We start from the raw sequence: 13,302 nt of genomic DNA on the forward strand, positions 1-13,302 counted from the left end.
CTGAGAGGGCTGGGTTAAACCATCATCGACAACAGGGTCTGTGTGGCCTGGGTGGATGCCAGCCCGACGCCGACCCCGGTCAGGGCCATGGCACGCGCCGTCATCTTCAGGTTCTCACCGCGCAGCACGTTGTAGATCAGCATCGCAAAACCCACCGGGAAGGACAGCACCATCAACGTGATGGTCATCACATAGACCGAAAGCTGTTCCAGCAGGCCGATCTCTTCGGGCGGCGCCGAACGCTTTACATCTTCGCTCTCGATCATGTCGCTTGCGAAAATGCGGCGGCGGGCGCGGCGCAGCCGCTCTTCCTCGCGGCTGTCGCCGGTATAGCGGCGGGTCGTGGTCTCGCCGGGCATGTCGCCGCGCACCGCGTTGGCAAAGCTTTCGTCCAGCCGGTCGTGGTTGCGCGACACCTGCATGTGGCTTTCCTGAAACTTGCCGGCGCCCATCGCCATGCCCATCTTCGGGCGCGGCGTCGCCTCGGCCGCCGCGCTGCGTTCGGGTCGGCGCGGTTGCGGCGCATAGCCCGTCAGGGTCGGCGATTCGAACTCTTCTGCGGTGAACAGGGTGTTGGAATGGCTCCAGTGCACCAGGCTTGCCTTCTGGCTGCGCAGAAGATGCCGGACCACATGGAAACAGGCGCCCAGCAGGATACGGTCGGGGACCACGCGGCCCGCGCCCCGCTCGACCGACACGACAAGCGACGCCTGAACGCTCTCCAGCAGGGTTTCAACCATGGTGGTGCTTACGCGGGACTGGGTCGGGCGGGCGACGCCGCTCAGATCACGCGCGAAATTCTCGTTCGGCCCGTAACCAATGCGCAGCACGATGCTTTCATTGATGAAAACGGCGTGGCTGTCTTCGGCAACAGCGGTTTCATCGAACTCAAGCGCGATATTGCGGAAAGGGCGTTCCAACTCGTTAACCAGATTAACAAAATCCACGCCGAGCGGGCAGTCGAACAGGATCGTTGCATCCACGCTGCTCGTTTGATCAAACATTGTCATTCTCCGTCACTCGGAAGTCATCTGATGCAAACCAACCTGACACCCGAATGCGGAGACAGTAGGGCCGTTTTAAAGTTTATTCTCCTTATCTCGGTCACAATGGGTTAATTGTTGCCACAATTGTACAGGGGCGCCCGAAGGCGCCCCCATTGTTTCCGGTTACATCTTGAAGATGTAATCAGCAGCTGTAGTACATCTTGTACTCGACCGGGTGCGGCGTGTGCTCGAAGGCATAAACCTCATCCCACTTCAGCTCCATGTAGCCTTCGATCTGGTCTTTGGTGAACACGTCACCGGCCAGAAGGAAGTCGTGATCAGCCGCCAGTGATTCGAGCGCTTCGCGCAGCGAGGCACAAACGGTCGGGATCCCGGCCAGCTCTTCGGGCGGCAGATCGTACAGATCCTTGTCCGAGGCTTCGCCCGGATCGATCTTGTTCTTGATGCCGTCCAGACCGGCCATCAGCAGCGCGGCGAAGCACAGATAGGGGTTGGCCGCCGGATCGGGGAAGCGGGCCTCGACGCGCTTGGCCTTGGGCGATTCCGCCCACGGGATACGCACACAGCCCGACCGGTTGCGCGCGGAATAGGCGCGCAGAACGGGGGCCTCGAAACCCGGGATCAGACGCTTGTAGCTGTTGGTCGAGGGGTTGGTGAAGGCGTTCAGCGTTTTCGCGTGCTTCAGGATGCCGCCGATGAACCACAGTGCCTCGTCCGACAGATCGGCATATTTGTCGCCCGCGAACAGCGGCTTGCCGTCTTTCCAGATCGACATGTTCACATGCATGCCGGTGCCGTTGTCGCCCGAGATCGGCTTGGGCATGAAGGTCGCCGTCTTGCCATAGGCGGCGGCGACGTTGTGGATCACGTATTTGTACTTCTGCAGCTCGTCGGCCTGATGGGTCAGCGAGCCGAAGATGAGCCCCAGCTCATGCTGGCACGAGGCGACCTCGTGGTGATGCTTGTCCACCTTCATGCCCATGCGCTTCATGGTCGACAGCATTTCGCTGCGCAGATCCTGTGCGTCATCGGTCGGGTTCACGGGGAAATAGCCGCCCTTGATGCCCGGGCGATGTCCCATGTTGCCCATTTCATACTCGGTGTCCGAGTTCCAGGCCGCGTCCTGCGCATCCACCTGGAACGAGACCTTGTTCATCTCGACCGAGAATCGCACATCGTCGAACAGGAAGAATTCGGCCTCGGGGCCCCAGTAGGACACATCGCCGATGCCAGAGGATTTCAGATAGGCCTCGGCCTTTTCGGCGGTGCCGCGCGGATCGCGCGCATAGGGTTCACCGGTGTCAGGCTCGACGATCGAGCAGTGGATGCACAGCGTTTTCTCCGCATAGAACGGATCCATGTAGGCGCTGTCGGTGTCGGGCATCAGCTTCATGTCCGACTCTTCGATCGACTTCCAGCCGGCGATCGACGAGCCGTCGAACATGAAGCCATCGTCCAGAAAATCTTCATCCACCTGGTCTGCCATCACCGTCACGTGCTGCAACTTGCCGCGCGGATCGGTGAAACGGATATCGACATATTCGACATCCTCGTCCGCAATAGTCTTCAGAACTGCGTCCTTGCTCATAATGACCTTCTTCCCCTCTTTGGATGGTCGCTGTGACCGGGCGCGCGCAGCGCCCCGGCCGGTGTAACAGTGTTCAGAGTGCGTCTTCGCCGGATTCGCCGGTCCGGATGCGGATGGCCTGTTCTATGGGCGAGACGAAAATCTTTCCATCGCCGATCTTGTCGGTCTTGGCCGCGGCGATGATCGCTTCGACGGCGCTTTCGACCTGATCGTCAGCCAGCACCACCTCTATTTTTACCTTTGGCAGAAAGTCGACCACATATTCGGCCCCGCGATAGAGTTCGGTGTGGCCTTTCTGGCGCCCAAACCCTTTCACCTCAATCACGCTGAGGCCCTGCACACCGATCTCCTGGAGCGCTTCCTTGACCTCGTCGAGCTTGAAGGGCTTGATGATCGCCTCGATCTTTTTCACAGGTCTCAACTCCCTTTTTGGATTGCCGTTTTGACAGGTGTGAGAACACTTTCGCCCGGCGGGAACAATTGGCTAGACTGGCCGGCGAAGGATGCCCCCAAGGATTCACTCCCGCCAGCCCTAAATTTATGCGTCACGCAAAAACAATAGGCAATATTGAAAGTTGACCGAGGAATGAATGGCTGAACCGCTGACATCTGCACAAATGCGCGCCATCGAACAGGCGGCAATCGGCGCCGGCGCCGTTACCGGGCTCGATCTGATGGAGCGCGCGGGGCGCGGTGTGGTCGAGGCCGTGTTTCAACAGTGGCCGGGCCTGGCGCAGACCCCGCACAGGGCGGTGATTTTATGCGGTCCCGGAAACAATGGTGGTGACGGGTTCGTAGTGGCGCGAATGCTGAAACAACGCGGCTGGGATATCGCGGTGTTCCTCTACGGTGATGCCGAAAAGCTGCCCGCGGATGCAAAAACCAATTGCGCGCGGTGGCGGGCGCTCGGGCCGCTGCACCCGCTTGATGCCGGCGCAAAGCCGCTGTCGCCCGCGCCGGATCTGGTTGTCGATGCGATCTTCGGCACCGGGCTGACCCGCCCGCTGGAGGGCGCCTTGCAAAAGCTGGCGCAGAGCCTGCCCGAGGGTCCCGCCACCTGGCACCTTGTCGCCGTCGATATCCCGACAGGGCTGAATGCCGACACCGGCGCCGTGCTCGGCGCCGCCTTCCCGGCCGAACTGACCGTTACCTTCCACTCGGAAAAGCGCGGCCACCGGCTCGGGGAGGGGCCGCGCCTGTGCGGCAGGATCGTCGTCAAGGACATCGGCCTTTCATCTTTCCAGAAAATATCCCCGCCGGAGGCATGAATGTCAAAAGACCCGCGCCATATCACCGGCGGCCCCGCGATGATCGACGCGCTGCGCAAAAAGCCCCAGCAGCACAAGTATGATCACGGTCATGCCCTGATCCTGTCGGGCGGTGCAGGGCGGGGCGGCGCCGCCCGGCTGGCCGCACGCGGCGCGCTGCGCATCGGGGCGGGGCTGGTGACACTCGGCTGCCCGCCCGCGGCGCTGCAGGAAAACGCGGCCCAGCTCACGGCGATCATGCTCAAACGGGTCGAGGACGCGCGGGCGCTGAAAGAGGTTCTGGAAGATACCCGCCTGAACGCGCTCTGCCTCGGCCCCGCCCTGGGCCTGGGCAAGGACACCCGCGCGCTGGTCGAAACCGCGCTGGCGGCGGGGCGCGCGACGGTGCTGGATGCCGATGCGCTGTCCTCCTTCGCCGAGGCGCCGGAGGCGCTGTTCGAAATGCTGCACCCCGAAACCGTGCTCACCCCCCATGCGGGCGAATTCGCGCGGCTGTTCCCGGATATCGCGGAGGCGCCGGCCGAAGGCCCGGCTCTTTCCAGGGTGGGCGCCACACGCGCGGCGGCCGCGCGCGCGGGCTGCATCGTGCTGCTGAAGGGCGCGCATACCGTGATCGCGGATCCGGGCGGGCGCTGCGCCGTCAATTCGGCGCTTTATGACAGGTCCGCGCCCTGGCTGGCAACAGCGGGCGCGGGCGATGTGCTGGCGGGGTTCATCACCGGGCTGCTGGCGCGAGGTTTTGCCCCGATGCAGGCGGCGGAAACGGCGGCCTGGCTGCATGTGGAATGCGCGTTGCGCTTCGGACCCGGGCTGGTGGCCGAGGATCTGCCCGACATGCTGCCGCAGGTCTTCCGCGCGCTGGAGGTCTGACCGGCGGGGCCGGGATCAGGCCGGTACGGCCACGCGGGCGGCGCTGCCAACCTCTATGCCATCGGCATAGAACACCTGTTCGTCATCAAAGATCAGCGACCAGACGCGCAGGCCGCACATCTCCCGCGCCGTCGCGATATGCGTGCCATCGGCCAGATGTTCGACCGGAACAAGGGCCTGTTCGGCGTCATAGAGCGCCCGGGCGCGCCAATCGCGCACGAGAACGCGCTGGCCCGGGGCCACCAGAAGCGTCTCGCACGGGTGATCATGCCCCAGCGCGCCGGGGCGGATGCGGAACGGCGCCCCGGCCAGCGTGCGCGCCGCGAGCCCGCGCAAGACACGCGCACCGCTGCGGGTGATGATACGATCGCCCTTGTTCAGAAATTCCACCGGCAGCGCGCCATCGAGTGTCAGAACGATGCTGCCCTGTGCCAGCCCGCCGACGGATCCGAAAGGATCGCGGCCCGTGCCGCCGCGCCGTGCGCGGCCATCCGTTGAATGAAACATGATAATACCTGCTCAATCCGTCTGTTTTTGTTTTGGGCAAGAATATGTCAAAATTGGGTTAGCGGCGAGTGATTTCTGTGATGCGTTTTCTGCTCGCATCCCATTCCAGCCTTTGCTAGAAGGGCGCGAAATTCAGGGGCGGCCCCGATATGTGTGGGGGCTGCCCTCGTGGTTTTGCGGGTGTGGCGGAATTGGTAGACGCACCAGATTTAGGTTCTGGCGCTGCAAGGCGTGGGGGTTCAAGTCCCTCCACCCGCACCAGAGATGGACGAGAAGGACGATAATATGCAGGTGACCGAAACCCTGAACGAAGGTCTGAAGCGTGGCTATCAGATCACCGTAAGCGCGGCCGAGCTGGACGCGAAGGTGGTCGAAAAGCTGACCGAAGCGCAGCCCGACGTCGAAATGAAGGGCTTTCGCAAGGGCAAGGTTCCGATGGCGCTGCTGAAAAAGCAGTTCGGCCAGCGCCTGCTGGGCGAAGCCATGCAGGAAGCCGTGGATGGCGCGATGAACGCCCATTTCGAAGAGACCGGCGACCGCCCCGCGCTTCAGCCCGACGTCAAGATGACGAATGAGGACTGGAAGGAAGGCGACGATGTCGTGGTCGAGATGACCTACGAAGCGCTGCCCGAGATCCCCGATCTGGACATGACGGGTGTCACGCTGGAAAAGCTGGTCGTGAAGGCCGCCGAGGCCGACATCACCGAAGCGCTGGAAAGCTTGGCCAAAAGCTCGCAGACCTTCGAGGATCGCGAAGAGGGGGCCGCTGCCGAGGATGGCGATCAGGTCGTGATCGATTTCCTGGGCAAGGTCGATGGCGAAGCCTTCGAAGGCGGCGCGGCCGAGGATTATCCGCTGATCCTGGGCTCCAACAGCTTCATCCCCGGTTTCGAGGATCAGCTTGTCGGGGCGAAAGCCGGCGATGCGGTCGAGGTGAAGGTGGGCTTCCCGGCCGAATACGGGGCCGAGAACCTGGCCGGCAAGGATGCAGTTTTCGAATGCACCGTGAAGGCCGTGAAAGCGCCGAAAGCGGCCGAGCTGGACGACGCGCTGGCCAAGCAATACGGCGCCGACGATCTGGACGCGCTGAAAGCCCAGGTCGCCGAGAGGCTGGAGGCGGAATATTCCGGTGCCTCGCGCGCGGTGATGAAGCGGGCGCTTCTGGACGTGCTGGACGAAAAGGTCAGCTTCGAGCTGCCGCCCAGCCTGCTGGAGGCCGAGGCCAAGCAGATCGCGCATCAGCTGTGGCACGAGGATAACCCCGAGGTCGAGGGGCATGATCACCCCGAGATCGAGGTGACCGACGAGCATAACAAGCTGGCCGAGCGCCGGGTGCGTCTGGGCCTGCTTCTGGCCGAGCTGGGCCGCAAGGCCGAGGTCGAAGTGTCGGATGCCGAGATGACCCAGGCTATGATGAACCAGGCACGCCAATATCCGGGCCAGGAGCGTCAGTTCTTCGAGTTCGTGCAGCAGAACCCGCAGATGCAGCAACAACTGCGCGCGCCGCTGTTCGAAGACAAGGTTGTCGATTACCTGTTCGAACTGGCCGAAGTCACCGAAAAGGAAGTGTCGAAAGACGATCTGCAGAAGGCGGTCGAGGCGCTGGACGAAGAATAAGCGTTTCCTTCAGACACGTAATGCCAGGCGGCCGTCCTTTGGGGCGGCCGTTTGCTTTTGCGCGCCGGCTGCGGCGGGGACGGTGCAATCGCCGTGACGAAAACGAAAAAGCCGCGCAGGTTTCCCCGCGCGGCTTTGTGTCTGTTTCCGAAGGGCGAAGCTCAGGCTTCGTCTTCTTCCGCGGCGGCTTCGGTCGGGCCTTCCTCGTCGGAGGCGGCGCCGCCGATATCGTCAAACAGCTCCGCGATCTCGAAATCGGCTTCGGCCTCGGCTTCGGCGGCAAGCTCCTGAATGGACTTGCCGGAGGCCTGAAGCTCGGCTTCTTCCGGGGAACGGGCGACATTCAGGTGAATCGTCACCTCGACCTCGGGGTGCAGGCGCACGGAAACGTCATGGATGCCCAGATCCTTGATCGGCGTGATCAGAACGATCTGCTTGCGGTCGACCGTGAAGCCTTCGGCGGTGGCCGCCTCGGCCGCATCGCGCGGCGTGACCGAACCGTAAAGCGCGCCGGAATCGGAGGCGGAGCGAATCACGATAAAGCTCTGCCCGTCCAGCTTTTCGGCCAGGGATTCCGCTTCGCGACGGGTTTCAAGGTTGCGCGCTTCAAGCTGGGCTTTCTGCGTCTCGAAGCTGGCGATGTTGCTTTCGCTGGCGCGCATGGCCTTGCCCTGCGGCAGCAGGAAGTTGCGCGCGTAGCCGTCCTTTACAGAGACGACCTCGCCCATCTGGCCAAGCTTGGCCACACGTTCCAGAAGGATGACTTGCATTGTGCTTTCTCCTTACTTCACAGCGTAGGGCAGCAGGGCGAGGAAGCGGGCGCGCTTGATGGCGCGGGCCAGTTCACGCTGCTTCTTGGCCGAAACCGCGGTGATGCGGGACGGGACGATCTTGCCGCGCTCAGAGATGTAGCGCTGCAGCAGGCGGGTGTCTTTGTAGTCGATCTTCGGCGCGTTGTCGCCCGAGAAGGGGCAGACCTTGCGGCGGCGGAAAAACGGTTTGTTAGCCATCGGTTATGTCCTTTTCCTGAAGCTTCTGATCAGCGGCGTTCGCGGCGTTCGCTGCGCTCGTCACGCTTTTGCATCTGCACGGACGGGCCTTCGGGATGTGCGTCGACCTTGATGGTCAGCACGCGCATCACATCGTCATGCAGGCGCATCAGGCGCTCCATTTCCTGTACCGCTGTCGCCGGGGCGTCGGTCTTCAGGAAGGCATAGTGGCCCTTGCGGTTCTTGTTGATCTTGTAGGCCATCGTCTTGACGCCCCAGTACTCGCTTTCAACGACGTTGCCGCCATTGTCGGAAAGGACGGAGGAGAAGTGTTCGACAAGGCCTTCGGCCTGCGTGTTGGACAGGTCCTGACGCGCAATAAAGACATGCTCGTAAAGCGGCATGTAAGCTCCAGTTCTTTTCTCGGGTGCATTTCATAGGGCGGTATAGAGCCTTCCGCATCCCGCCCACGAGAGACTGCACCGGTTTCGCATGATCTGCGGAAGGAAGCGCCCTTATACACAAGGGCCGGGGTGATGCAAGCGCCGCGCGGCCGGCCGCGGGGGGCAGGCGGCGGGGGCCATGCAACCTTGCCGCGAAAAGGTTCCGCGCATGTCCGATTCTGACCATGATTGGCGGGCAGCTTGCAGACAACCATGCCTGTGGAGAATGCGCCATGAACGCGCCAACCAGTTTGACGACCTTCGGCGTGACGAGTTCGGGTGCCGAGCACCTGTTGAGTATTGTGGACACCAAATGGGGTTTCATCATCCGGTCGGACACGCAGTTCGCCCGGCGTGCCGTCCTGATCGAGCGGGTGGCGGCGATGGCCGGGCTGGCGGTTCTGGCCGTGGCCTGCGGCAGCTGGTTCCTTCCCGAAGTCCCTTCCGCGGTGGATACCGGCCCGGCGGGACGCTTGATCTCGACGGTGGCGCTGGCCACGCCGGCGCTTGCGTTTCTATGGGTGTCCGAGCGCGGCCTGGCGCGGGAGGCGCAGGTCGATATCGTGAAGAGCAGGCTGCGACTGACCCTGTGCAACCGCCGCGGCAAGAGCCGTGCCTATCGCATCATCCCCTTCGACAAGATCGCCAGCGCCTATGTCAAACCCGGCAACGACCGGGGGGATGCGTCACAGCTTTTCGTGCGCCACGCTGATACCAACGAGGTCGTGCATGTGGCCAGCGGGCGCGAGACGACCCTGCGCAGGCTGCACGAACGCCTTTCGCGCGAGCTGCGTCCGGTGCAGACCCAGCTTCAGGGCTGGGAACGCGTGGGCCGCAAGCTGCAACCTTCGATGCCCTGAACCCGCGCCCGCCGCTGGATTATCGCGTCCCGTGCGGGTAAGAGCCTGCCATGTGAACAGGAGGCGGGCGATGTTCCGGGGGCTGCTTTCTCGAAAACCGGTCACCAAGCTGGCCCTGACACCGCCCGACCCACAGCCGGGGCGGGCGGGGATCGCGCTTGTTCTGATCGTCCGCAACGAGGCGCGGCATATCGGCGAATGGGCCGCGTTTCACCTACAGGCCGGCGTGGCGCATGTTGTCGTCTATGACAATGGCTGCACCGATGGCACCATCGGCGTGCTGCGCGATGTGTTGGGTGACAGGCTGACGGTGATGCCCTGGAACCAGAAGCTGCGCGATGCGGTGACGGGGCGCGAGCTGCACAATCAGGTGCTGGCCTATGCCCATGCGATCCGCAATTTCGGCGGCCGGTTCCGCTGGATGGCCTGTATCGACGCCGACGAGTTTCTGGTGCCAAAGCAGGCGGCAGACCTTCCCGCCGCGCTTGTCCCGCTGGAGGGCTGCGCGTCGATCTCTCTGCCGTGGCATAATTTCGGGCGCAACGGCCATGTCGCGCCGCCTGACGGCGGGGTTTTGCGGAACTATACCCGCCGCGCCGCCGACCCGATGAGCGGTGCGCGCGGGGTGACGAATTTCAAGGTGATCGTGGACCCGGCGCATGTAACGGCGGTAAAGGTTCACAGCTATGAGGTGGATGGCCGGGCCGTCACCTGGAATGACCGGGGGGCACGGTTTGCCCTGAAAGACCGGGCGGGCCGCGCGTTTTATTCGGCCGACCATATCCAGCTCAACCACTATTACACCCGGTCGGAACAGGAACTTGCGGCGAAGATCGCGCGCGGATCGAACCAGAGCGTCGAGGCCGCGCGCCATGCCGCCCGCGTCCGGCGCAATGTGGCAAATATCGAGGCCGAGGAGGTCGAGGACCGCTGCGCGCTTGATTTTCTGGCGCGCGCAGGGGCGGAAACGGGCGGTCATCGCTGACCGTGCCAAGGGCCCAGGTCGCGGCCGCGCGGGCCGGAACACCCGGAAACATTCGCGTTTCGGGGCCAATCACCGCAATTTCATCCGCATAGTTCGCGTTACCGGCATTGTTCCGGCATCAAAACGCCTCAATTTTTACTGAGAATTCCAACTCAAGTTGCTCTGAACGTTGGCGGATAGCGGGAAAGGACCCTCATGTACCGCGCGGCACGAACAGTTGGATTTCGGAAATTGAGGGCGTTCCTGCGCGCCGAGGGCGGTGCGGTGACAGCCGAGTACGCGATACTTGCGGCAACGGCGGTTTCGCTCGGGTTTGCGGTGGTCAGTACCGTGGAGGTCGGGGTTGGGGATCTTTCAGGCTCCACCTCAGATGTTCTGAGTTCGATCGAAGTGTCGGCCTATGGCACGTCAACGGGACCCACTGGCGGAGATGGAAGCAGTGACAGCGGCGGCGGCGGTGGTTCGGGTGGGGGTGGCGACAGCGGCGGCGGTGACAATGGCGACGACGGCGGCGACAGTGGCGACGACGGCAGTAGCGGTGATACCGGCGGCGGTGACGGCGGCTCTGGCGGTGACACCGGCGGTGGAAGCGGTGCGGGCGGCGATGGTGGCGGCTCTGGCGGCGGGGATGGCGATGGTGGCGGCTCGGGCGATGGTGATGGCGACAGCGGCGGCTCCGGTGGCGGCGACAACGGCGGCTCCGGTGGCGGCGACAACGGCGAAAACGGGTCGCAGGGCAACAACGGCAAATCCGACAACAACAAGAACAAGGACAAGTCGGACAAGGATGACACGTCTGATCTGGGCAACCCGGGAAATGACAAGGATGTCGGCAAGGCGGGCGAGGATCCCAGCGGAAAGGGCGGTTGAGGCGGCCTGATCGGCCATCGCCGCGAAACGCCCCTTACGACAAGTCAATTGCACATAGGCTGGGCTCGGGGTATCTCCCTGCGAAATGATCCGAGGGGAGGGTAGCATGACCCGTGCATTCGTATTTCCGGGCCAGGGGGCGCAGACCATAGGCATGGGCAAGGCCCTGGCCGAGGCCTATCCGGCCGCGCAGGCGGTCTTCGACGAGGTTGACGAGGCCCTGGGCGAAAAGCTCAGTGCGCTGATCTGGGAGGGCACGCAGGAAGACCTGACGCTCACCCGGAACGCGCAGCCGGCGCTGATGGCCACCTCGCTTGCCGCGATGCGCGCGCTCGAGGCCGAGGGCGTGACGGTCGAGGCAGCAGCCTTTGTCGCCGGCCACTCGCTGGGCGAATATTCCGCTCTCGCCGCGGCGGGCGCGATTTCGGTGGCCGACACGGCGCGCCTGCTGCGGATACGCGGCGCGGCCATGCAAGAAGCCGTGGCAGTGGGCGAAGGCGCGATGGCGGCCCTGCTGGGGCTGGATTTCGCCACGGTCGGCAAGCTGGCGCGGAAAGCGGCGCATGACACCGGCAAGGTGTGCCAGGCCGCCAATGACAACGATCCGGCGCAGGTGGTGATCTCGGGCCACGCCGCCGCGGTCCGCCACGCGGTGGAACTGGCGCAGGAGGCCGGGGCGAAACGGGCGGTGATGCTGCCGGTCTCGGCCCCGTTCCACTGCAAGCTGATGGCGCCGGCGGCCAGGGTGATGGCCGGGGCGCTGGACGATGTCGATATCGCGCAGCCGAAGGTGCGGCTGGTGGCGAATGTGCTCGCCCATGACGTGACCGAGCCCGAAACCATCCGTTCGCTTCTTGTAGATCAGGTGACGGATTCTGTCCGCTGGCGCGAATCGGTCAGCTGGATGGTGAAGCAGGGCGTGACCGAATTCTGGGAAATCGGCGCCGGCAAGGCGCTTTCGGGCATGATCCGCCGCATCGAGCGCTCGGCCACGACCCGCGCCATCGGCACGCCGGAGGATGTGAAGGCCGCGGCGCAAAGCATAGGTTGAGGGAAAAGCATGTTTGATCTGACTGGAAAGACCGCGCTGGTCACCGGCGCGTCCGGCGGCATTGGCGGCGCGATCGCGAAGGCGTTGCACGGGCAGGGCGCAACCGTGGGCCTGTCGGGCACGCGCGAGGCGCCGCTGGTCGCGCTGGCGGCGGAACTGGGCGCGCAGGCGCATGTGTTGCCCTGCAATCTGAGCGACGCCGCGGCGGTGAACGCCTTGCCGAAGCAGGCGGCGGAGGCGATGGGAAGCGTAGATATTCTGGTCAACAACGCCGGGATCACCCGCGACAACCTGTTCATGCGGATGAGCGACGAGGAATGGGATACCGTGCTCGAGATCAACCTGACCGCCGCGATGCGGCTGTGCCGGGGGGTGCTGCGCGGCATGATGAAGGCCCGTTGGGGGCGGATCGTGAATATCACCTCGATTGTCGGATCCACCGGCAATCCCGGTCAGGGCAACTACGCCGCCGCCAAGGCCGGCCTGGTGGGGATGTCCAAATCGCTGGCCACCGAGGTCGCCACCCGCGGCGTCACCGTCAACTGCGTGGCGCCCGGTTTCATCGAAACCGCGATGACCGAAAAGCTGAACGACGAACAGAAGGGCAATATCCTGGTGCAGGTGCCCGCCGGCCGCATGGGAACCCCCGCCGAGATCGGCGCGGCCGTGACCTATCTGTCCAGCCCCGAGGCGGCCTATGTCACCGGCGCCACGCTGCATGTGAACGGCGGTATGGCGATGCTTTGACGGGGCATTCGCGAAATGCCCGAAAGCGTTTGCCTTACGGGTGCGATATGCTATAGCGGCGCAGATTTCGCCGTCGGCGCCTGGCGCGCCTGGCACTGGGACGGTCCGATGGACCAAAAGCAAGAAACGGGCAACGGGCCCGCGAGCAATGAGGAATTGATATGAGCGACATCGCAGATCGCGTGAAAAAGATCGTTGTCGAACACCTGAGCGTGGAAGAAGACAAGGTCATCGAAAACGCGTCTTTCATCGACGACCTGGGCGCCGACAGCCTCGACACTGTCGAACTGGTCATGGCCTTCGAGGAAGAGTTCGGCATCGAGATCCCCGATGACGCCGCCGAGACCATCCAGACCTTCGGCGATGCGGTGAAGTTCATCACCGAAGCTTCCTGAGCGGCAGTTTCGCACACAGTCAATCGCGGCGTCCCGTTTCCGGGGCGCCGCTTTTGTTTTCACCCGCCTGCATCATCTTTCCGCAAATATCCCCGCCGGAGGCAT

14 protein-coding genes, 1 tRNA gene and 1 pseudogene are annotated in these 13,302 nt (G+C 63.6%); 9 read left to right on the plus strand and 7 right to left on the minus strand.

The window, feature by feature from the left end; all coding sequences use genetic code 11:
- Positions 1 to 14: 14 nt before the first annotated feature.
- The 3 genes from TQ29_RS08000 to TQ29_RS08010 form a co-directional block, all read right to left on the minus strand.
- On the minus strand, positions 15 to 1,004 hold the full coding sequence (locus tag TQ29_RS08000; protein WP_054538726.1) for a hypothetical protein: 990 nt from the start codon (positions 1,002 to 1,004) through the stop codon (positions 15 to 17).
- A gap of 184 nt (positions 1,005 to 1,188) precedes the next feature.
- Positions 1,189 to 2,595, minus strand: coding sequence for a type I glutamate--ammonia ligase (glnA, locus tag TQ29_RS08005; RefSeq protein WP_054538727.1), 1,407 nt, complete (start codon positions 2,593 to 2,595; stop codon positions 1,189 to 1,191).
- Between the two features lie 73 nt (positions 2,596 to 2,668).
- On the minus strand, positions 2,669 to 3,007 hold the full coding sequence (locus TQ29_RS08010; RefSeq protein WP_037210016.1) for a P-II family nitrogen regulator: 339 nt from the start codon (positions 3,005 to 3,007) through the stop codon (positions 2,669 to 2,671).
- Positions 3,008 to 3,185: 178 nt separating this feature from the next.
- On the opposite strand from TQ29_RS08010, the pseudogene TQ29_RS08015 reads away from it, so the two are divergent.
- Positions 3,186 to 4,733 (plus strand): annotated as a pseudogene (locus tag TQ29_RS08015) (NAD(P)H-hydrate dehydratase).
- Between the two features lie 15 nt (positions 4,734 to 4,748).
- On the opposite strand, the gene TQ29_RS08020 reads toward TQ29_RS08015, so the two are convergent.
- On the minus strand, positions 4,749 to 5,240 hold the full coding sequence (locus tag TQ29_RS08020; RefSeq protein ID WP_082386578.1) for a Hint domain-containing protein: 492 nt from the start codon (positions 5,238 to 5,240) through the stop codon (positions 4,749 to 4,751).
- 176 nt (positions 5,241 to 5,416) lie between these two features.
- On the opposite strand from TQ29_RS08020, the gene TQ29_RS08025 reads away from it, so the two are divergent.
- Positions 5,417 to 5,501, plus strand: a tRNA-Leu gene (locus tag TQ29_RS08025).
- A 24-nt stretch (positions 5,502 to 5,525) separates the two neighbouring features.
- Positions 5,526 to 6,857 carry a trigger factor gene (gene tig, locus TQ29_RS08030; protein WP_054540374.1) on the plus strand — a complete coding sequence of 444 codons (1,332 nt, stop codon included), beginning with the start codon at positions 5,526 to 5,528 and terminating at the stop codon, positions 6,855 to 6,857.
- 161 nt (positions 6,858 to 7,018) lie between these two features.
- Here the strand turns inward: tig and rplI are convergent, their stop codons facing one another.
- From rplI to rpsF, 3 genes are read right to left on the minus strand one after another with little or no spacing between them, the layout of a single operon-like run.
- Positions 7,019 to 7,627 (minus strand): 50S ribosomal protein L9, encoded by a 609-nt coding sequence (gene rplI / locus TQ29_RS08035; protein WP_054538728.1) that lies wholly within the window; start codon positions 7,625 to 7,627, stop codon positions 7,019 to 7,021.
- A 12-nt stretch (positions 7,628 to 7,639) separates the two neighbouring features.
- Complete coding sequence (rpsR, locus tag TQ29_RS08040) at positions 7,640 to 7,867, minus strand: 30S ribosomal protein S18 (RefSeq protein WP_037205280.1); 228 nt, start codon at positions 7,865 to 7,867, stop codon at positions 7,640 to 7,642.
- A gap of 29 nt (positions 7,868 to 7,896) precedes the next feature.
- On the minus strand, positions 7,897 to 8,250 hold the full coding sequence (rpsF, locus tag TQ29_RS08045) for a 30S ribosomal protein S6 (protein WP_054538729.1): 354 nt from the start codon (positions 8,248 to 8,250) through the stop codon (positions 7,897 to 7,899).
- Between the two features lie 272 nt (positions 8,251 to 8,522).
- On the opposite strand from rpsF, the gene TQ29_RS08050 reads away from it, so the two are divergent.
- The 6 genes from TQ29_RS08050 (at position 8,523) to TQ29_RS08075 (ending at position 13,197) form a co-directional block, all read left to right on the plus strand.
- Positions 8,523 to 9,149, plus strand: a complete 627-nt coding sequence (locus tag TQ29_RS08050; RefSeq protein ID WP_054538730.1) for a hypothetical protein — start codon at positions 8,523 to 8,525, stop codon at positions 9,147 to 9,149.
- 70 nt (positions 9,150 to 9,219) lie between these two features.
- Entirely contained in the window at positions 9,220 to 10,134 is a 915-nt protein-coding gene (locus tag TQ29_RS08055; protein ID WP_054538731.1) for a glycosyltransferase family 2 protein, read from the plus strand.
- Between the two features lie 231 nt (positions 10,135 to 10,365).
- Positions 10,366 to 11,004 (plus strand): hypothetical protein, encoded by a 639-nt coding sequence (locus TQ29_RS08060; RefSeq protein ID WP_157445552.1) that lies wholly within the window; start codon positions 10,366 to 10,368, stop codon positions 11,002 to 11,004.
- A gap of 106 nt (positions 11,005 to 11,110) precedes the next feature.
- A complete protein-coding gene (gene fabD, locus TQ29_RS08065) occupies positions 11,111 to 12,055 on the plus strand; it encodes an ACP S-malonyltransferase (RefSeq protein ID WP_054538733.1) in 945 nt (314 codons plus the stop codon).
- Positions 12,056 to 12,064: 9 nt separating this feature from the next.
- Positions 12,065 to 12,802, plus strand: a complete 738-nt coding sequence (fabG, locus tag TQ29_RS08070; RefSeq protein ID WP_054538734.1) for a 3-oxoacyl-[acyl-carrier-protein] reductase — start codon at positions 12,065 to 12,067, stop codon at positions 12,800 to 12,802.
- Positions 12,803 to 12,963: 161 nt separating this feature from the next.
- Positions 12,964 to 13,197 carry an acyl carrier protein gene (locus TQ29_RS08075; protein WP_037205293.1) on the plus strand — a complete coding sequence of 78 codons (234 nt, stop codon included), beginning with the start codon at positions 12,964 to 12,966 and terminating at the stop codon, positions 13,195 to 13,197.
- The last annotated feature ends 105 nt before the right edge of the window (positions 13,198 to 13,302 follow it).

The sequence above is a fragment of the Actibacterium sp. EMB200-NS6 genome (assembly GCF_001305615.1).
Taxonomy (GTDB): domain Bacteria; phylum Pseudomonadota; class Alphaproteobacteria; order Rhodobacterales; family Rhodobacteraceae; genus Actibacterium_A; species Actibacterium_A naphthalenivorans.

Bases quoted from the DNA above. Each gene is read 5' to 3' on its own strand.
- TQ29_RS08000 (WP_054538726.1), bottom strand. From the start codon at position 1,004: ATGTTTGATCAAACGAGCAGCGTGGATGCAACGATCCTGTTCGACTGC.
- glnA (WP_054538727.1), bottom strand. From the start codon at position 2,595: ATGAGCAAGGACGCAGTTCTGAAGACTATTGCGGACGAGGATGTCGAA.
- TQ29_RS08020 (WP_082386578.1), bottom strand. From the start codon at position 5,240: ATGTTTCATTCAACGGATGGCCGCGCACGGCGCGGCGGCACGGGCCGC.
- tig (WP_054540374.1), top strand. From the start codon at position 5,526: ATGCAGGTGACCGAAACCCTGAACGAAGGTCTGAAGCGTGGCTATCAG.
- rplI (WP_054538728.1), bottom strand. From the start codon at position 7,627: ATGCAAGTCATCCTTCTGGAACGTGTGGCCAAGCTTGGCCAGATGGGC.
- rpsR (WP_037205280.1), bottom strand. From the start codon at position 7,867: ATGGCTAACAAACCGTTTTTCCGCCGCCGCAAGGTCTGCCCCTTCTCG.
- rpsF (WP_054538729.1), bottom strand. From the start codon at position 8,250: ATGCCGCTTTACGAGCATGTCTTTATTGCGCGTCAGGACCTGTCCAAC.
- TQ29_RS08050 (WP_054538730.1), top strand. From the start codon at position 8,523: ATGAACGCGCCAACCAGTTTGACGACCTTCGGCGTGACGAGTTCGGGT.
- TQ29_RS08055 (WP_054538731.1), top strand. From the start codon at position 9,220: ATGTTCCGGGGGCTGCTTTCTCGAAAACCGGTCACCAAGCTGGCCCTG.
- fabD (WP_054538733.1), top strand. From the start codon at position 11,111: ATGACCCGTGCATTCGTATTTCCGGGCCAGGGGGCGCAGACCATAGGC.
- fabG (WP_054538734.1), top strand. From the start codon at position 12,065: ATGTTTGATCTGACTGGAAAGACCGCGCTGGTCACCGGCGCGTCCGGC.
- TQ29_RS08075 (WP_037205293.1), top strand. From the start codon at position 12,964: ATGAGCGACATCGCAGATCGCGTGAAAAAGATCGTTGTCGAACACCTG.